Source organism: Bacillus sp. 005/A4HT-01/001, assembly GCF_004634445.1.
Taxonomy (GTDB): domain Bacteria; phylum Bacillota; class Bacilli; order Bacillales; family Bacillaceae; genus Bacillus; species Bacillus altitudinis.
Map to the genome: position 1 here is coordinate 14956 of NZ_SEIZ01000010.1, position 16786 is coordinate 31741.

Annotated in this window: 27 protein-coding genes; all 27 read right to left on the reverse strand. The window is 42.1% G+C overall.

Annotated features, from left to right (window positions below; genetic code table 11):
* Nucleotides 1–162: 162 nt before the first annotated feature.
* Entirely contained in the window at nt 163–909 is a 747-nt protein-coding gene (map, locus tag ES896_RS18960) for a type I methionyl aminopeptidase (protein ID WP_007496338.1), read from the reverse strand.
* On the reverse strand, nt 906–1559 hold the full coding sequence (locus tag ES896_RS18965) for an adenylate kinase (RefSeq protein ID WP_007496336.1): 654 nt from the start codon (nt 1557–1559) through the stop codon (nt 906–908). Before ES896_RS18965 ends, map begins: the two co-directional genes overlap by 4 nt.
* Before the next feature lie 55 nt (nt 1560–1614).
* The gene (secY, locus tag ES896_RS18970; RefSeq protein WP_007496334.1) at nt 1615–2907 is read right to left on the reverse strand and encodes a preprotein translocase subunit SecY; all 1293 of its coding nucleotides are present in this window, start codon (nt 2905–2907) and stop codon (nt 1615–1617) included.
* A 1-nt stretch (nt 2908) separates the two neighbouring features.
* Nucleotides 2909–3349 carry a 50S ribosomal protein L15 gene (gene rplO, locus ES896_RS18975; protein WP_003216888.1) on the reverse strand — a complete coding sequence of 147 codons (441 nt, stop codon included), beginning with the start codon at nt 3347–3349 and terminating at the stop codon, nt 2909–2911.
* Between the two features lie 30 nt (nt 3350–3379).
* A complete protein-coding gene (gene rpmD, locus ES896_RS18980) occupies nt 3380–3562 on the reverse strand; it encodes a 50S ribosomal protein L30 (RefSeq protein WP_003217067.1) in 183 nt (60 codons plus the stop codon).
* A gap of 13 nt (nt 3563–3575) precedes the next feature.
* Complete coding sequence (rpsE, locus tag ES896_RS18985; RefSeq protein WP_007496332.1) at nt 3576–4076, reverse strand: 30S ribosomal protein S5; 501 nt, start codon at nt 4074–4076, stop codon at nt 3576–3578.
* Nucleotides 4077–4100: 24 nt separating this feature from the next.
* Entirely contained in the window at nt 4101–4463 is a 363-nt protein-coding gene (rplR, locus tag ES896_RS18990; RefSeq protein WP_003216951.1) for a 50S ribosomal protein L18, read from the reverse strand.
* Between the two features lie 32 nt (nt 4464–4495).
* A complete protein-coding gene (gene rplF / locus ES896_RS18995; RefSeq protein WP_008345395.1) occupies nt 4496–5032 on the reverse strand; it encodes a 50S ribosomal protein L6 in 537 nt (178 codons plus the stop codon).
* A 31-nt stretch (nt 5033–5063) separates the two neighbouring features.
* Nucleotides 5064–5462: a 30S ribosomal protein S8 gene (rpsH, locus tag ES896_RS19000; protein WP_007496327.1), complete on the reverse strand. Its 399-nt coding sequence runs from the start codon at nt 5460–5462 to the stop codon at nt 5064–5066.
* Between the two features lie 31 nt (nt 5463–5493).
* On the reverse strand, nt 5494–5679 hold the full coding sequence (gene rpsN, locus ES896_RS19005) for a 30S ribosomal protein S14 (protein WP_008356542.1): 186 nt from the start codon (nt 5677–5679) through the stop codon (nt 5494–5496).
* 22 nt (nt 5680–5701) lie between these two features.
* A complete protein-coding gene (gene rplE, locus ES896_RS19010; RefSeq protein WP_003217159.1) occupies nt 5702–6241 on the reverse strand; it encodes a 50S ribosomal protein L5 in 540 nt (179 codons plus the stop codon).
* 25 nt (nt 6242–6266) lie between these two features.
* On the reverse strand, nt 6267–6578 hold the full coding sequence (gene rplX, locus ES896_RS19015; RefSeq protein WP_007496325.1) for a 50S ribosomal protein L24: 312 nt from the start codon (nt 6576–6578) through the stop codon (nt 6267–6269).
* A 35-nt stretch (nt 6579–6613) separates the two neighbouring features.
* Nucleotides 6614–6982, reverse strand: a complete 369-nt coding sequence (gene rplN, locus ES896_RS19020; RefSeq protein WP_003216882.1) for a 50S ribosomal protein L14 — start codon at nt 6980–6982, stop codon at nt 6614–6616.
* 39 nt (nt 6983–7021) lie between these two features.
* A complete protein-coding gene (gene rpsQ, locus ES896_RS19025; RefSeq protein WP_003216906.1) occupies nt 7022–7285 on the reverse strand; it encodes a 30S ribosomal protein S17 in 264 nt (87 codons plus the stop codon).
* 25 nt (nt 7286–7310) lie between these two features.
* Nucleotides 7311–7511 (reverse strand): 50S ribosomal protein L29, encoded by a 201-nt coding sequence (gene rpmC / locus ES896_RS19030; RefSeq protein ID WP_003217155.1) that lies wholly within the window; start codon nt 7509–7511, stop codon nt 7311–7313.
* Nucleotides 7501–7935, reverse strand: coding sequence for a 50S ribosomal protein L16 (gene rplP / locus ES896_RS19035; protein ID WP_003225801.1), 435 nt, complete (start codon nt 7933–7935; stop codon nt 7501–7503). The genes rpmC and rplP overlap by 11 nt, the downstream gene beginning before the upstream one ends.
* Nucleotide 7936: 1 nt before the next feature.
* Nucleotides 7937–8593, reverse strand: a complete 657-nt coding sequence (gene rpsC, locus ES896_RS19040; RefSeq protein ID WP_003217241.1) for a 30S ribosomal protein S3 — start codon at nt 8591–8593, stop codon at nt 7937–7939.
* 3 nt (nt 8594–8596) lie between these two features.
* Nucleotides 8597–8938, reverse strand: a complete 342-nt coding sequence (rplV, locus tag ES896_RS19045; RefSeq protein WP_007496316.1) for a 50S ribosomal protein L22 — start codon at nt 8936–8938, stop codon at nt 8597–8599.
* A gap of 17 nt (nt 8939–8955) precedes the next feature.
* Nucleotides 8956–9234, reverse strand: a complete 279-nt coding sequence (gene rpsS / locus ES896_RS19050; protein WP_003216920.1) for a 30S ribosomal protein S19 — start codon at nt 9232–9234, stop codon at nt 8956–8958.
* A 57-nt stretch (nt 9235–9291) separates the two neighbouring features.
* Nucleotides 9292–10125 (reverse strand): 50S ribosomal protein L2, encoded by an 834-nt coding sequence (gene rplB, locus ES896_RS19055; RefSeq protein ID WP_007496314.1) that lies wholly within the window; start codon nt 10123–10125, stop codon nt 9292–9294.
* A 28-nt stretch (nt 10126–10153) separates the two neighbouring features.
* The gene (gene rplW / locus ES896_RS19060) at nt 10154–10441 is read right to left on the reverse strand and encodes a 50S ribosomal protein L23 (RefSeq protein ID WP_003217016.1); all 288 of its coding nucleotides are present in this window, start codon (nt 10439–10441) and stop codon (nt 10154–10156) included.
* Nucleotides 10441–11064: a 50S ribosomal protein L4 gene (gene rplD / locus ES896_RS19065; RefSeq protein ID WP_007496312.1), complete on the reverse strand. Its 624-nt coding sequence runs from the start codon at nt 11062–11064 to the stop codon at nt 10441–10443. Before rplD ends, rplW begins: the two co-directional genes overlap by 1 nt.
* A 27-nt stretch (nt 11065–11091) precedes the next feature.
* Nucleotides 11092–11721, reverse strand: a complete 630-nt coding sequence (gene rplC, locus ES896_RS19070) for a 50S ribosomal protein L3 (RefSeq protein WP_007496311.1) — start codon at nt 11719–11721, stop codon at nt 11092–11094.
* Nucleotides 11722–11758: 37 nt separating this feature from the next.
* Nucleotides 11759–12067: a 30S ribosomal protein S10 gene (gene rpsJ / locus ES896_RS19075; RefSeq protein WP_003156464.1), complete on the reverse strand. Its 309-nt coding sequence runs from the start codon at nt 12065–12067 to the stop codon at nt 11759–11761.
* A gap of 218 nt (nt 12068–12285) precedes the next feature.
* Entirely contained in the window at nt 12286–13245 is a 960-nt protein-coding gene (locus ES896_RS19080; protein WP_008345410.1) for an alpha/beta fold hydrolase, read from the reverse strand.
* Between the two features lie 108 nt (nt 13246–13353).
* On the reverse strand, nt 13354–14544 hold the full coding sequence (gene tuf, locus ES896_RS19085; RefSeq protein ID WP_007496302.1) for an elongation factor Tu: 1191 nt from the start codon (nt 14542–14544) through the stop codon (nt 13354–13356).
* A 117-nt stretch (nt 14545–14661) separates the two neighbouring features.
* Nucleotides 14662–16740 carry an elongation factor G gene (fusA, locus tag ES896_RS19090; RefSeq protein ID WP_007496301.1) on the reverse strand — a complete coding sequence of 693 codons (2079 nt, stop codon included), beginning with the start codon at nt 16738–16740 and terminating at the stop codon, nt 14662–14664.
* Nucleotides 16741–16786: the final 46 nt, after the last annotated feature.

The window sequence follows — 16786 nt, forward strand, 5'->3', positions numbered from 1 at the left end:
TGATATTTTTTCTTAGGAGAATGAATTTACGCTTTTCTCCGTCTGCGATTAGTACATGGCAGCCATCGAACACGCCGATGACAACTGTATACTGATCTTGTTCTTTCCTTGGACTATACAGACAACCTGCCCGATTTGGGCCTGAAAGGCTTCAGTGAAGACCTAAATCTTAGTCAGTATATCAAAACCTGTATCTGTAATCGCAATCGTATGCTCAAAGTGAGCACACTTTTTCCCATCAACCGTTACAACCGTCCAGTTATCAGCCAGTGTTTTCACATATCGGCTGCCTGCGTTCACCATCGGTTCGATGGCCAACACCATTCCAGGTTTGAGCCGTGGGCCTTTGTTCGGCGGACCATAATGAGGAATTTGAGGGTCCTCATGAAGATCCTGTCCGACCCCATGTCCAACATATTCTCTAACAACTGAGAAATTCTCACCTTCAACATACGTTTGTATGGCATGGGAAATGTTTGACAGACGTTCACCTGGCTTTGCTTCCTGTAAGCCCTTATATAGAGATTCCTCTGTGACTTCCAGTAGTTTGCGGTCCTCATCACTGATTACCCCAACTGGATAAGTCCAAGCAGAGTCACCATGATAGCCATTTAACTTTGCGCCGATATCGATACTAATGATGTCTCCATCACGTAAAACCCGTTTACCAGGAATACCGTGAACGAGTTCTTCATTCACCGAAACGCAAATGCTCCCGCGAAAACCATTATACCCTTTAAAAGATGGGATTGCACCCTGCTTTGTAATAAAACGTTCGGCAATTTGATCCAATTCTTTTGTCGAAATACCTGGTTTTATGTGTTTCTTCAGCTCTTCATGAGTCAGTGCGACAATGCGTCCAGCTTCTCTCATAATCTCAAGCTCGCGAGGAGTTTTACAGATAATCATTTATTTAATCCCCCAAGCAGGTCCTTGATATCAGCGTAAACATCGTTAATGTGCTTCGCACCATCAATGTTTGCAAGATATCCTTTTTCTGAATAGAAATTCAGTAAAGGTTCAGTCTGCTTTAAGTTCACTTCAAGTCTTGTCGAAACGGTTTCTGCATTATCATCTGCACGTTGATAAAGCTCGCCTCCACACTTGTCACAAACATTTTCTTTCGCAGGTGGATTAAATACTAAATGATATGTTGCTCCGCAATCTTTGCAAATTCTTCGGCCAGTCAGACGCTCCATCAAAGCATCTTTATCGACTTTAATATTAATGACATAATCAATCGTTCTGCCAAGGTCCTTTAGAATGTCTTCTAAAGCTTCAGCCTGAGCGACAGTTCGCGGAAATCCGTCCAGAAGAAAACCTTGTTCACAATCATTCTTGCCAAGTCTTTCTCTAACAATACCGATTGTGACCTCATCAGGAACAAGCTCTCCTTTATCGATAAAGGATTTTGCTTCGAGTCCAAGTTGTGTCTCCTCTTTCATAGCAGCACGGAACATATCTCCTGTTGAGATATGAGGGATCCCATAATCATCAACAATTCGTTCTGCCTGAGTGCCTTTACCAGCACCCGGAAGCCCCATTAAGACTAAGTTCATTTCGGATTTCCCCTTCCTTACTTAGAGAGGTTGGGCAGGAGCCCAGCCCTCTGTTTTATTTCATAAATCCACGGTAGTTTCGTTTCACTAATTGGCTTTCAAGCTGTTTCATTGTTTCAAGTGCAACACCTACAACAATGAGAAGACTTGTGCCGCCAATTTGTGCAGCGGAAGGTAATCCAGCGAATTGAATGAAAAAGATAGGAAGTATTGAAATCACGGCTAAGAAAATGGCGCCCACAAACGTGAGTCGGTACAAAATGCTCGTAATTCTATCTTGAGTCATTTTCCCTGGACGAACTCCCGGGATATAGCCACCCTGCTTTTGCAGATTTTCAGCCATTTGTTCAGGGTTTACTTGGACAAAGGCATAAAAATATGTGAAAGCAACAATCAGTGCTACATAAATCGTCATACCGATTGGCTTAGTATAGTCAAAGTTGTTAGTTATCCAGGTTGTCACATTATTTGTTCCGAAGAACGATGCGATCGTCTGCGGAGTAATAATGAACGAAACGGCAAAGATGACTGGAATCACCCCTGCTGGATTCACTTTCAATGGAAGGTGCGTTGCTTGACTAGCAGACATTTGTGCACGGCCAGTTCCTTTTGAATATTGAATCGCAATCTTTCTCACTGCCATTTGAATGTAAATAACACCGATAACAATGACAAGAATAGCAATCACAATAAGGGCAATTTTCAGGATTTGCATGAACAGCTGTCCATCTCCACCTACAAATTGCTGAGCGTACACTTGCTTTAATGTTTGAGGGATACCTGCGATGATACCGGCAAAGATAATAATCGAAATACCGTTACCAACACCGTGAGCAGTAATCTGCTCTCCCAGCCACATTAAAAATGCTGTTCCCGCAGTGAGTACGACCGCAATTAAGAGATACGTTGAAACACCTGGGTTTTCAATCAGCATGCCTCCTGCCATATTGTTAAATCCATATGACATTCCTAACGCCTGGATAAATCCTAGAACAATTGTAAAATACCTTGTGAATTGTGCTAATTTTCGGCGGCCAACCTCTCCTTGCTTTGACCACTCAGTAAACTTCGGTACAACATCCATCTGCAAGAGCTGGATGATGATCGAAGCAGTGATATACGGCATAATCCCCATTGCAAGAATGGAGAATTGGAAAAGTGCCCCGCCCCCAAACGTGTTGAGGATTCCGAAAACACTCATTTGATCCTGTGCCTGGAGAACTTCGGCGTTCACATTAGGCACAGGGATGAAAGCACCTATACGAAAGACGACTAACATTAAAAGTGTAAATATAATCTTATTCCGTATATCTTTCACGCGCATAAAATTGGAGATTGTCTTAAACAAGTTAGATCACCTCGGCTGTACCGCCAGCAGCTTCAATCGCTTCTTTAGCAGAAGCAGAGAATTTATTGGCTTTTACAGTTAATTTTTTTTCTAATTTACCGTTGCCAAGAATTTTTACTCCTGCTTTTAACTTGCTTATTGCACCAGTCTCTAGAAGAAGTTCAGGAGTGACTTCCGTTCCTTCGTCAAAACTGTTTAATCTGTCTAAGTTGATTACCGCGTAATCTTTACGGTTGATGTTTGTAAAACCACGTTTTGGAAGGCGTTGGAATAAAGGCATTTGACCACCTTCGAATCCAGGGCGTACACCGCCGCCAGAACGAGCGTTTTGACCTTTATGACCTTTACCAGAAGTTTTACCGTTACCTGATCCAATACCACGACCAACACGGTTGCGTACTTTACGTGAACCTTCTGAAGGCTTCAATTCATGAAGTTTCATTTGGGCACCTCCTTATCGATTAAAAATGTTTTATTGTTCTTTAACAGAAACTAAATGAGACACCTTGTTAATCATGCCGCGGATCGCTGCATTGTCTTCATGTACGACTGTTTGGTTTGTTTTCTTTAGACCAAGAGTACGAACAGTGACACGCTGATCTTCCGGGCGACCGATTACACTGCGTTTGAGGGTAATTTCTAATTTATTTGCCATTATTGTTCCCTCCTTATCCTAACAGGTCTTCTACAGATTTTCCACGAAGCTTCGCTACATCTTCAGCACGTTTAAGTTCACTTAAACCTTGAAGTGTTGCGCGGATCATGTTGATCGGTGTATTAGAACCTAGAGATTTAGAAAGGATATCAGCTAGACCAGCAAGCTCAAGTACCGCACGCACTGGGCCTCCAGCGATAACTCCTGTACCTTCTGAAGCAGGCTTCAATAGAACGTTTCCTGCACCGAATCGACCGATGATTTCATGTGGAATTGTAGTTCCAACCATTGGTACTTCAATTAAATTCTTTTTCGCGTCTTCAACAGCTTTGCGGATCGCTTCTGGTACTTCTTGTGCTTTACCAGTACCGAATCCTACATGACCGTTTTTGTCACCGACAACAACTAAAGCTGCAAAACGGAAACGACGTCCACCTTTAACAACTTTCGCTACCCGGTTAACCGTAACTAAGCGTTCTTCTAACTCTAATTTGCTTGGGTCAATACGACTCATTCGGATGTGTCCCTCCTTCTTTTATTAAAATTTAAGTCCAGCCTCACGAGCAGCTTCAGCTAGAGCTTTTACACGTCCATGATATAAGTATCCTCCGCGGTCAAATACCACGTTAGAGATGCCTTTTTCAACAGCACGTTTTGCAACAAGTTCGCCAACTTTAGTAGCAGCTGCAGCGTCAGAACTATTCTCGATCTTTAACTCTTTATCAAGAGTAGAAGCACTTACAAGTGTTACACCGTTAACATCATCAATTACTTGAGCGTAGATGTTCTTGTTAGAACGGAAAACGTTAAGGCGAGGTCTTTCAGCAGTACCTGAAAGTTTCGCACGAACACGAGCGTGTCTTTTAAGACGAGTAGCGTTTTTGCTAGTTTTCGTAATCATCCGAGTCACTCCTTTCTTCACATTAAGCGATCTTACTTACCAGTTTTTCCTTCTTTACGGCGAACGAATTCACCTTCGTAACGAATTCCTTTACCTTTGTAAGGCTCTGGAGCACGGACAGCGCGGATGTTAGAAGCTAGAGCTCCTACACGCTCTTTATCGATACCTTTAACGATTACTTTCGTTTGAGATGGAACTTCTACTTCAACTCCAGCCTCAGGAACGATTTCAACTGGGTGAGAGTATCCAACGTTAAGAACAAGTTTGTTTCCAGATTTAGCTGCACGGTAACCGACACCGATTAGTTCTAAACCTCTTTCGAAACCTTTAGATACACCTTCAACCATGTTTGCAATTAAGCTACGTGTTGTACCATGTAATGCACGGTGTTCTTTATTTTCAGACGGACGGCTTACAGTTAAGACGTTGTCCTCAATTTTAATTTCCATATCAGGGTGAAATGCACGAGTTAGTTCACCTTTTGGTCCCTTTACTGTCACTGTGTTATCGTTGTTTGTCACAGTTACTCCTGAAGGGATCTCGATTAGCTTTTTACCTATACGAGACATACCAAGCACCTCCATTCATCTTAAACTTTTTTTACCATACGTAAGCAAGTACTTCTCCACCAGCTTGTTTAGCACGGGCTTCTTTGTCCGATAAAACACCTTGTGATGTAGAAATAATTGCGATTCCAAGTCCGTTAAGTACACGTGGTACTTCATTTGATTTCGCATATACGCGTAAACCAGGTTTACTGATTCTTTTAAGACCAGTGATAACACGTTCGTTGTTTTGGCCGTATTTAAGGAACAAACGGATAATTCCTTGTTTGCTGTCTTCGACGTACTCAACGTCACGGATAAAACCTTCACGCTTTAAGATTTCAGCAATTTCTCTTTTGATTTTTGAAGCCGGTACTTCTAGCTTCTCATGACGTACCATGTTCGCATTGCGAATACGAGTCAGCAAATCTGCAATCGGATCTGTCATAACCATTATTTAATAACCTCCTTCCCATTTATGGGGATTACCAGCTGGCTTTTTTAACGCCAGGAATTTGTCCTTTATATGCAAGTTCGCGGAAACAAATACGGCAAAGTTTAAACTTGCGAATTACTGAATGTGGACGTCCACAACGTTCGCAGCGCGTATACTCTTGAACTTTAAACTTTTGTTTGCGTTGTTGTTTCGCAATCATAGACTTTTTAGCCACGATTTCGCCTCCCTTTCATTGATTATTTCTGGAACGGCATACCTACTTGAGTTAATAACTCACGTGCTTCTTCGTCCGTGTTGGCAGTCGTAACGATAACGATATCCATACCGCGGACTTTTGTTACTTTATCGTAATCAATTTCTGGGAAGATTAACTGTTCTTTAATACCAAGCGTGTAGTTTCCACGACCGTCGAAAGATTTCTTAGAAATCCCGCGGAAGTCACGTACACGTGGTAAAGATACAGAAATAAGTTTATCAAGGAAATCGTACATGCGCTCTCCGCGAAGTGTTACTTTCGCACCGATTGGCATTCCTTCACGTAGACGGAATCCAGCAATAGACTTCTTCGCACGAGTAACGACAGGTTTTTGACCAGCGATAAACGTTAATTCTTCAACAGCAGTATCGATTGCTTTAGCGTTTTGAACGGCGTCACCAACACCCATGTTGATCACGATTTTTTCGATTTTTGGCACTTGCATTACTGATTTGTATTCAAACTTAGAAACTAATGCAGGTGTAATTTCTTTTACATACTTTTCTTTAAGGCGGTTCATGAGAAAGACCTCCCTTCCTTATTTACTATTTATCTAGAACTTGCCCAGATTTTTTCGCTACACGGACTTTCTTTCCGTCCTCAACTTTATATCCAATACGTGTCACTTCACCCGTTTTAGGATCAAGCGGCATTACGTTTGATACGTGGATCGGCGCTTCTTGTTCAGAAATTCCGCCTTGAGGGTTAGCTTGGGTTGGTTTAGAGTGTTTTTTCACAAGGTTAATACCTTCTACTAAAACACGGTCCTTTTTAGGGAAAGCAGCAAGGATGACACCTTGTTTACCTTTATCTTTACCAGAGATAACCACTACTTTATCGCCCTTTTTAACATGCATTTAATCGCACCTCCTTGAGTCGCGGATTGTATTCATTAAAGTACTTCTGGTGCTAAAGAAACAATTTTCATATAGTTGTTTTCACGAAGTTCACGTGCTACTGGTCCGAAGATACGAGTTCCACGTGGGCTCTTGTCGTCACGAATGATGACACATGCATTTTCATCAAAACTGATGTAAGATCCATCGTTTCTGCGAGCTCCGCTCTTAGTACGAACGATAACTGCTTTCACAACTTCACCTTTTTTGACAACGCCTCCTGGTGTTGCTTGTTTAACCGTACAAACAATGACATCACCGATGTTAGCCGTTTTACGTCCAGAGCCACCAAGAACTTTAATCGTTAGTACTTCGCGTGCGCCAGAGTTGTCAGCTACTTTTAAACGAGTCTCCTGTTGAATCATTAATGTTACCTCCCTTCGGAAAAAGAAATCCGAACTTTATTAGATAATAACAGCTTCTTCGACAACTTCAACTAGACGAAAGCGTTTAGTCGCAGATAATGGACGAGTTTCCATGACCTTTACGATGTCTCCGATTTTTGCTTGGTTGTTTTCATCATGTGCTTTGAACTTTTTAGAGTATCTTACACGTTTGCCATAAAGTGAATGCTTTTTGTATGTTTCAACTACAACAGTGATGGTTTTATCCATTTTGTCAGAAACAACACGACCTTGATACACTTTACGTTGGTTACGTTCGCTCATGTTTGCGGGGCCTCCCCTCTAATTATTATTTATTAGCAGCGATTTCTCTTTGACGAATCACAGTTTTCATGCGTGCGATTGATTTACGCACTTCACGAATGCGAGCAGTGTTTTCAAGCTGCCCAGTCGCTAATTGGAAACGAAGATTGAAAAGTTCTTCTTTAAGAGACTTTACTTTTTGTTCAATTTCAGCAGTGGTAAGGTCACGAATTTCATTAGCTTTCATTTGATTCACCACCAATTTCTTCACGTTTTACGAACTTCGTTTTAATTGGCAATTTGTGAGATGCAAGACGAAGAGCTTCACGAGCAACTTCTTCAGACACACCAGAAATTTCAAATAAAACTTTGCCCGGTTTTACTACAGCTACCCAGCCTTCTGGAGCACCTTTACCGGAACCCATGCGGACCTCTAGAGGTTTAGCTGTGTATGGCTTAGAAGGGAAAATTTTGATCCAAACTTTACCGCCACGTTTCATGTAACGAGTCATAGCAATACGAGCAGCTTCGATTTGACGGTTAGTGATCCAAGAAGCTTCAAGAGCTTGGATACCGAACTCACCGAAATGTACTTCCGTGCCGCCTTTTGCACGACCACGCATTTTTCCACGATGTTCTCTGCGATACTTCACGCGTTTTGGCAATAACATATTATTTTCCTCCTTCCGCAGTATTCTTCTTAGTTGGAAGGACTTCTCCACGATAGATCCATACTTTTACGCCAAGCTTACCATAAGTAGTATCAGCTTCAGCAGTAGCATAGTCGATGTCAGCACGAAGTGTGTGCAATGGAACAGTACCTTCACTGTAATATTCAGAACGAGCAATATCTGCACCGCCAAGACGACCAGAAACCATTGTTTTGATTCCTTGTGCTCCAGCACGCATTGTGCGTTGGATTGTTTGTTTTTGTGCACGACGGAATGAAATACGATTTTCAAGTTGACGAGCGATGTTTTCAGCAACTAGCTGAGCATCAAGATCTGCTCTCTTGATTTCAAGAATGTTGATGTGTACACGTTTGCCAGTTAGGCTGTTAAGAGCTTTACGAAGTGCTTCAACTTCAGATCCGCCTTTACCAATTACCATACCTGGTTTAGCCGTGTGGATTGTGATATTTACGCGGTTTGCAGCACGTTCGATTTCTACTTTAGAAACAGACGCGTCAGACAAACGCTTGCTGATGAATTCACGGATTTTCAAGTCTTCATGTAAGAAGTCAGCGTAATCTTTTCCTGCGAACCATTTAGATTCCCAATCACGAATGACGCCAATACGAAGACCTACTGGATTTACCTTTTGACCCACGGATTATCCCTCCTTCTTTTCTGATACAACGATTGTAATGTGGCTAGTACGTTTGTTAATTGCGCTCGCACGACCCATAGCACGTGGACGGAATCTCTTAAGTGTTGGACCTTCGTCAACGAATGCTTGAGTAATCACTAGGCTGTTAGCATCCAACTCGTAGTTGTGCTCAGCATTTGCGATAGCAGATTTTAATACTTTTTCAATAATTGGTGAAGCAGCCTTAGGTGTAAGGTTTAAGATAGAAACTGCTTCTCCTACTTGCTTACCTCGGATCAGGTCCATTACTAGACGTGCTTTACGAGGAGCAATACGGACTGTTCTTGCGACAGCTTTAGCTTGCATTTAAAAGCCTCCTCTCATTAGCGTCTTGTTTTTTTATCGTCACTAGCATGACCTTTGTAAGTACGGCTTGGTGCGAATTCGCCCAATTTGTGACCTACCATATCTTCAGAAATGAAAACAGGTACATGTTTGCGTCCGTCATAGACAGCGATTGTGTGACCGATGAATTGTGGGAAAATTGTAGAACGACGAGACCAAGTTTTTACGACTTGCTTTTTGTCAGTTTCATTCAATTTCTCGACTTTAGCCATCAAATGATCATCAACAAATGGTCCTTTTTTTAAGCTGCGAGCCATTGTGGAACCTCCCTTCGTGATTGAACTACGGTCCTAAATGAACCGTAGACAACCCCGTTACTTGTTTTTACGACGACGTACAATGAATTTATCAGACTTGTTGGTTTTCTTACGAGTCTTGAATCCAAGAGTCGGTTTACCCCATGGAGACATTGGTGATTTACGTCCGATTGGAGCGCGTCCTTCACCACCGCCGTGTGGGTGATCGTTAGGGTTCATTACAGAACCACGAACTGTTGGGCGTACGCCTTTCCAGCGAGAACGTCCAGCTTTACCGATGTTGATTAGTTCGTGTTGTTCGTTTCCAACTTGACCGATAGTCGCACGGCAAGCAGAAAGGATCATGCGTACTTCACCAGAGTTCAAACGTACAAGAACGTATTTACCTTCTTTACCTAGAACTTGAGCAGAAGTACCAGCAGAACGAACTAATTGTCCACCTTTACCTGGTTTTAATTCAATGTTATGCACAACTGTACCAACTGGGATGTTGATAAGTGGAAGAGCATTACCTGGTTTGATGTCAGCTTCTGGTCCAGAAGTAACTTCAGTACCAACTTGGATTCCTTTCGGAGCAAGAATGTAACGTTTCTCACCATCTGCATAGTTTACAAGAGCGATGTTCGCTGAACGGTTTGGATCATACTCGATTGTAGCAACGCGTCCAGGTATACCGTCTTTATCACGCTTAAAGTCGATGATACGGTATTGGCGTTTGTGACCGCCACCTTGATGACGAACAGTCAATCTACCTTGGTTGTTACGTCCGCCTTTTCTGTGAAGCGGTGCAAGCAACGATTTTTCTGGTTTGTCAGTCGTGATTTCAGCAAAATCTGAAGTAGTCATGCCACGACGACCATTACTGGTTGGTTTATACTTTTTAATCGCCATTTTGAATTTCCCTCCTTCTTTTTAAGATTTACGCTTCAAAAATTTCGATTTCTTTGCTGTCAGCAGTTAATTTCACGATCGCTTTTCTGCGACGGCTAGTCATACCAGTGTAGCGTCCAACGCGTTTTGATTTACCTTTGTAGTTTTGAACGTTGACTTTCTCAACTTTCACTCCAAAGATCTCTTCAACAGCGTCTTTCACTTCTGTCTTGTTAGCTCTGACATCAACTTCGAACGTGTACTTCTTCTCTGTCATTAGATCAGCAGAACGTTCAGTAATGATAGGGCGCTTTAGAACATCACGAGGATCTTTCATTATGCAAGTCCCTCCTCTACTTTTTCAACCGCTGCTTTAGTGATCAGAAGTTTGTCGTGGTTGACAACGTCAAGAACGTTGATACCGTTAGCTTCAACAACTGTTACTCCAGGGATGTTACGAGCAGATAAAGCAACTGTTTCGTTTGCATCCGCAGTGACGATCAACGCTTTCTTCTCAACAGATAACCCTTTAAGGATGCCTGCGAATTCTTTCGTTTTCACTGCATCAAGAGTAAGATCTTCAAGAACGATGATGTTGTTGTCGATTACTTTAGAAGACAATACTGACTTGATAGCCAAGCGGCGAACTTTTTTAGGTAATTTATAAGAATAGCTGCGTGGTGTTGGACCGAATACGATACCGCCTCCGCGCCATTGTGGTGAACGGATAGAACCTTGACGAGCACGACCTGTACCCTTCTGTCTCCAAGGTTTACGACCTCCGCCACGTACTTCAGAACGAGTTTTTACTTTGTGAGTTCCTTGACGTAAGGAAGCTCTTTGCATAAGAATAGCATCGAATACTACGCTTTCGTTTGGCTCAATTCCAAACACAGAAGCGTTTAATTCGATTTCACCGTTAGTAGAACCGTTTTGGTTAAATAATGCTACTTTTGGCATGACTTGTTTCCTCCTTTCCTAAGAGAGTTATTTAGTTTTAACTGCACTCTTTACAGTTACTAGAGATTTTTTAGCTCCTGGTACGTTACCTTTGATCAAAAGAAGATTGCGTTCTGCATCAACTTTAACGATCTCAAGATTTTGGACAGTGATTTGCTCTCCGCCCATACGTCCTGGAAGAAGTTTACCTTTGAATACTCGGTTTGGATCAACAGGTCCCATTGAACCAGGACGACGGTGGTAACGTGAACCGTGAGTCATTGGTCCGCGTGATTGTCCGTGGCGTTTGATAGCCCCTTGGAATCCTTTACCTTTTGATGTTCCTGTTACATCTACGATATCTCCATTTGCGAAAATATCAACTTTGACTTCCTGACCAACTTCATACGCATCTAACTCCACACCGCGTAATTCTTTTACGAAGCGCTTAGGAGCAGTTTCCGCTTTAGCAACGTGGCCTTTCTCTGGTTTGTTAGAAAGCTTCTCACGTTTGTCGTCAAAACCGATTTGGATTGCTTCATAGCCATCCGTGTCAGTAGTCTTCTTCTGAAGAACAACGTTAGCAGCAGCCTCAACAACAGTTACAGGGATAAGATCACCGTTTTCTGCGAATACTTGCGTCATACCAATTTTTCTACCTAAGATTCCTTTGGTCATTCGTCACACCTCCTATAATATGTGTTTTCTATTTGAATTAAAGTTTGATTTCGATATCTACACCGGATGGTAAATCTAAACGCATAAGTGCATCAACTGTTTGCGGAGTTGGATTCACGATGTCGATTAGACGTTTGTGAGTACGCATCTCGAATTGCTCACGAGAATCTTTGTACTTATGCACCGCACGAAGGATTGTGTAAACTGATTTTTCAGTTGGAAGCGGGATTGGACCAGATACACTAGCACCAGAACGCTTAGCCGTTTCAACAATCTTCTCAGCAGATTGATCAAGAATTCTATGATCATATGCTTTTAAACGAATACGAATTTTTTGTTTTGCCATTATTTTCCCTCCTTTTCGCCTACTTACGTTAGACAGTTCTCCGTGAGAAAAACCTGATCACCTTGCCATGGCAAAGCGGCCGGGTGTGTCAGCAACCTCTCACTTCATCGCAGTCAAAGACCAACATGCACTATTGTACCAAATTGGCCTGCGTGTTGCAATAATAAATCGGATAAATTTATGATTTGCACACTTTTCATATTATACAGGGGTTCAGCCTATAAATCAAGCTTTCCCTGAAGATGATGTGTAGCTGTCTTCCTGACGATACGAATAAATTCTTCTGGCTCTTCAATATGCGGAGAATGCGCAGATTCTTTAAAAGTAAACCACTCTTTTATTGGTGCTGTAAGTTGATCAACATATGGTTTTGATACAGCAGCTGGTGTAATCATGTCATGTTCCCCGATGATAAAGTAGCAGGGTATTAATATAGAAGAAACTCGGTATTGAATGCTTTCGTTCATCAGCTCGTCCCACAGCAATTCCTGGCTATACTTCTGTCCCATAAGGAATTTCCACTTATCTTTTAGCTGATAATGCTTACTAACGAGAAATGCATACAGCATTTGAAAAAGTGGCTTCCACCTATGCGTGAGCCCTACTTTTGCGAACTCTTTGTATACAGAGAACAAAGCATGAGCAAAGGTGCGTTTCCAAGGGGGTGGTGTCAGCAATTTTAGACATCTAGTAATGAAATGCTTTCCTTGATATTTTTTTAGAAGAAGTTCGTACGATACAATATCCTCTTTTAATACATCAACCACCTGACTAATTCCATAATAGGCATGATACAAATCTGGTCGTTTATGTACAGCTTGTATCGCTATTAATGATCCCCATGAATAACCTGCAATGTATATTTTCGTTTGATCATTATAAGAAAGCAGTTTTTCTGTAAGCTCAATCGTATCCTCTACGAATTGCCCAATGGTCATAGAAGACTCAGGAATGTTTTTTTGATAAGACAATCCTGCACCGCGCTGGTCCCAATGAACAACAGTGAAGTCTTGATCAAGTTCCTTATGAAAGGAATCGATATAACTCATTTGAGCTGACCCTGGGCCACCGTGTAAAAATAATAAAACGGGTTTTGTTTTTTCTGCTTGATCTTCTTTTATCATAATCCATTGATCAAGCCCGCCAATCGGCCACTTTTTCAACATTGTCTTCGTCATTCCAGTGATCCTCTCGGTTCCATTTAGATTCTATAGCTTATAGTAGCCGTTATGCACTGGAAAAGCAAAAAAAGAGACCCTTTTGCAAGGAGTCTCTTTTAACTGTTATTACTTAATGATAGTAGAAACGACGCCAGAACCTACAGTACGTCCACCCTCACGGATAGAGAAACGAGTTCCTTCTTCGATAGCGATAGTAGAGATAAGTTCAACTTCCATCTCAGTGTTATCGCCAGGCATTACCATTTCAGTACCTTCTGGAAGATGTACGATACCAGTTACGTCAGTTGTACGGAAGTAGAACTGCGGACGGTAGTTAGTGAAGAATGGAGTATGACGTCCACCCTCTTCTTTAGAAAGTACATAAACTTCAGCTTTGAAACGGCTATGTGGAGTGATTGTACCTGGTTTAGCAAGTACTTGACCACGTTGGATATCTTCACGAGATACACCACGAAGTAGTGCACCGATGTTGTCACCAGCTTCAGCATAGTCAAGAAGTTTACGGAACATTTCAACACCTGTAACAGTTGTTTTACCGTTTTCTTCTTGAAGACCGATGATTTCAACTTCGTCACCGACTTTAACTTGTCCACGCTCAACACGACCAGTAGCAACTGTTCCACGACCAGTGATTGAGAATACGTCCTCAACTGGCATCATGAATGGCTTCTCAGTGTCACGCTCTGGAGTTGGGATGTACTCATCAACCGCATCCATAAGTTCGAAGATTTTTGCTTCGTAATCAGCATCACCTTCAAGAGCTTTAAGAGCAGAACCTTTGATAACTGGTACATCGTCACCAGGGAAGTCATAGTCAGAAAGAAGGTCACGAACTTCCATTTCAACAAGTTCAAGTAACTCTTCATCGTCAACCATGTCACATTTGTTAAGGAATACTACGATGTAAGGAACACCTACGTTACGAGAAAGTAGGATGTGCTCACGTGTTTGTGGCATTGGACCATCAGCAGCAGATACTACTAAGATCGCGCCGTCCATTTGAGCAGCACCAGTGATCATGTTTTTAACATAGTCAGCGTGTCCTGGGCAGTCTACGTGTGCATAGTGACGAGTTTCAGTTTCATACTCAACGTGTGCAGTTGAGATTGTGATTCCACGCTCGCGCTCTTCTGGAGCACCATCGATTTGGTCATAAGCCATAGCTGTACCTTTACCAGATTTCTTATGAAGAACTGTTGAGATAGCAGCAGTTAGAGTTGTTTTACCATGGTCAACGTGTCCAATTGTACCAATGTTAGCATGCGATTTGGAACGGTCGAATTTTTCTTTAGCCATTCTAAAAATCCTCCTTAAAGGTTCATTGTATTTGGTATGAGTGATAGAAAGTGAAGAGTTACCTCTCACTTTCTGATCTTCAATAGTAGTTATACTTTAGTTTAAAGGCAAAATCAATTATTCACCTTTATTTTTTTTGATGATTTCTTCACTGATGCTCTTAGGCACTTCTTCGTAGTGATCCATGTGCATAGTGAAAGTACCGCGTCCTTGTGTGTTAGAACGGAGTGCAGTTGCATATCCGAACATTTCAGAAAGTGGAACCATAGCGCGAACAACTTGAGCGTTACCGCGAGCTTCCATACCTTCTACACGTCCACGACGAGATGTAATATCACCCATGATGTCTCCCATGTATTCTTCTGGGATAACGACTTCTACTTTCATCATTGGCTCAAGTAGAACTGGGTTACATTTGCTGACAGCATTTTTCAATGCCATAGATGCAGCAATTTTAAACGCCATTTCGTTAGAGTCAACATCGTGGTAAGATCCATCGAATAATTTTGCTTTGATGTCGATTAATGGGAATCCAGCTAATACACCATTTTCTAGTGAATCTTCAAGACCTGCTTGAATTGCTGGAATGTATTCACGTGGAACAACCCCACCGACGATTGCATTTGTGAATTCGAAGCCTGCGCCTTCTTCGTTTGGTTCGAATTCGATCCAAACGTGTCCGAACTGACCGCGTCCACCAGACTGACGTACGAATTTACCTTCAACTTTTGCACTAGAACGGAATGTTTCACGGTACGCAACTTGAGGAGCTCCTACGTTAGCTTCAACCTTGAACTCACGCTTCATACGGTCAACAATGATATCAAGGTGAAGCTCACCCATACCAGAGATGATCGTTTGACCAGTTTCAGTGTTTGTTTGTGTACGGAAAGTTGGATCCTCTTCAGCTAGTTTAGCTAAAGCGATACCCATTTTATCTTGGTCAGCCTTAGATTTAGGCTCGATAGCTACATCGATAACTGGCTCTGGGAATTCCATAGACTCAAGGATAACAAGATTTTTCTCGTCACAAAGAGTATCACCAGTAGATGTATCTTTAAGACCAACAGCTGCTGCGATATCCCCTGCATATACAGTAGAGATTTCTTCACGGCTGTTTGCGTGCATTTGAAGGATACGTCCAACACGCTCACGCTTGTTCTTAGAAGAGTTCTTCACGTAAGAACCAGAATCAAGTGTTCCAGAGTATACGCGGAAGAAAGTTAGTTTCCCAACATAAGGGTCAGTCATAACTTTAAATGCAAGAGCTGCGAATGGTGCGTCATCAGTAGACTCACGTACAACCTCTTCATTTGTATCTGGCAATGTACCTTTGATTGCAGCAACATCAGTTGGTGCAGGAAGGTAGTCAAGCACAGCGTCAAGTACAAGCTGAACACCTTTGTTTTTGAAAGCAGATCCAACAAGAACTGGGTAGAATTCAACATTCAACGTTCCTTTACGGATTGCAGCTTTCAATTCAGGAATTGTGATTTCTTCACCCTCAAGGTATTTTTCCATAAGCTCTTCATCAAGCTCAGCGACAGCTTCAATCAAGCTGCTGCGAAGCTCTTCAGCTTTGTCTTTATACTCAGCAGGGATTTCTTGTGCATCAGAGCGAGTTCCAAGGTCATCTTCGTAGAAGTATGCTACGTTTTCTACAAGGTCGATGATTCCTTCGAATTGATCTTCAGCGCCGATCGGCAATTGAATTGCATGAGCGTTCGCTTGAAGACGATCTCTTAATGTGCTTACAGAGTAAAGGAAGTCCGCACCGGTTTTATCCATTTTGTTAACGAATACGATACGAGGTACTCCGTAAGTTGTTGCTTGGCGCCAAACTGTTTCAGTTTGAGGCTCTACACCTGATTGTGCATCAAGAACAGCAACCGCACCATCAAGTACACGCAAAGAACGTTCAACTTCAACAGTGAAGTCTACGTGTCCTGGTGTATCAATGATGTTTACACGGTAACCTTTCCATTGTGCTGTAGTAGCAGCAGAAGTGATTGTAATACCACGTTCTTGCTCCTGCTCCATCCAGTCCATTTGTGAAGCTCCTTCGTGAGTTTCACCAATTTTATGGATACGACCAGTGTAGTACAAGATACGCTCAGTCGTTGTCGTTTTACCGGCATCGATGTGAGCCATGATACCAATATTACGAGTTTTGTCTAAGGAGAACTCTCTTGCCATTGGGTAATTTCTCCTTCCTTATTAGGGAATAGTTTTTTTAGTTTGG

Coding starts and splice junctions, on each gene's coding strand:
- map (WP_007496338.1), bottom strand. CDS start 909: ATGATTATCTGTAAAACTCCTCGCGAGCTTGAGATTATGAGAGAAGCT.
- ES896_RS18965 (WP_007496336.1), bottom strand. CDS start 1,559: ATGAACTTAGTCTTAATGGGGCTTCCGGGTGCTGGTAAAGGCACTCAG.
- rplO (WP_003216888.1), bottom strand. CDS start 3,349: ATGAAACTTCATGAATTGAAGCCTTCAGAAGGTTCACGTAAAGTACGC.
- rpmD (WP_003217067.1), bottom strand. CDS start 3,562: ATGGCAAATAAATTAGAAATTACCCTCAAACGCAGTGTAATCGGTCGC.
- rpsE (WP_007496332.1), bottom strand. CDS start 4,076: ATGAGTCGTATTGACCCAAGCAAATTAGAGTTAGAAGAACGCTTAGTT.
- rplR (WP_003216951.1), bottom strand. CDS start 4,463: ATGATTACGAAAACTAGCAAAAACGCTACTCGTCTTAAAAGACACGCT.
- rplF (WP_008345395.1), bottom strand. CDS start 5,032: ATGTCTCGTATAGGTAAAAAGCTAATCGAGATCCCTTCAGGAGTAACT.
- rpsH (WP_007496327.1), bottom strand. CDS start 5,462: ATGGTTATGACAGATCCGATTGCAGATTTGCTGACTCGTATTCGCAAT.
- rplE (WP_003217159.1), bottom strand. CDS start 6,241: ATGAACCGCCTTAAAGAAAAGTATGTAAAAGAAATTACACCTGCATTA.
- rplX (WP_007496325.1), bottom strand. CDS start 6,578: ATGCATGTTAAAAAGGGCGATAAAGTAGTGGTTATCTCTGGTAAAGAT.
- rplN (WP_003216882.1), bottom strand. CDS start 6,982: ATGATTCAACAGGAGACTCGTTTAAAAGTAGCTGACAACTCTGGCGCA.
- rpsQ (WP_003216906.1), bottom strand. CDS start 7,285: ATGAGCGAACGTAACCAACGTAAAGTGTATCAAGGTCGTGTTGTTTCT.
- rpmC (WP_003217155.1), bottom strand. CDS start 7,511: ATGAAAGCTAATGAAATTCGTGACCTTACCACTGCTGAAATTGAACAA.
- rplP (WP_003225801.1), bottom strand. CDS start 7,935: ATGTTATTGCCAAAACGCGTGAAGTATCGCAGAGAACATCGTGGAAAA.
- rplV (WP_007496316.1), bottom strand. CDS start 8,938: ATGCAAGCTAAAGCTGTCGCAAGAACAGTCCGTATTGCTCCTCGTAAA.
- rpsS (WP_003216920.1), bottom strand. CDS start 9,234: ATGGCTCGCAGCTTAAAAAAAGGACCATTTGTTGATGATCATTTGATG.
- rplB (WP_007496314.1), bottom strand. CDS start 10,125: ATGGCGATTAAAAAGTATAAACCAACCAGTAATGGTCGTCGTGGCATG.
- rplW (WP_003217016.1), bottom strand. CDS start 10,441: ATGAAAGATCCTCGTGATGTTCTAAAGCGCCCTATCATTACTGAACGT.
- rplD (WP_007496312.1), bottom strand. CDS start 11,064: ATGCCAAAAGTAGCATTATTTAACCAAAACGGTTCTACTAACGGTGAA.
- rplC (WP_007496311.1), bottom strand. CDS start 11,721: ATGACCAAAGGAATCTTAGGTAGAAAAATTGGTATGACGCAAGTATTC.
- rpsJ (WP_003156464.1), bottom strand. CDS start 12,067: ATGGCAAAACAAAAAATTCGTATTCGTTTAAAAGCATATGATCATAGA.
- ES896_RS19080 (WP_008345410.1), bottom strand. CDS start 13,245: ATGACGAAGACAATGTTGAAAAAGTGGCCGATTGGCGGGCTTGATCAA.
- tuf (WP_007496302.1), bottom strand. CDS start 14,544: ATGGCTAAAGAAAAATTCGACCGTTCCAAATCGCATGCTAACATTGGT.
- fusA (WP_007496301.1), bottom strand. CDS start 16,740: ATGGCAAGAGAGTTCTCCTTAGACAAAACTCGTAATATTGGTATCATG.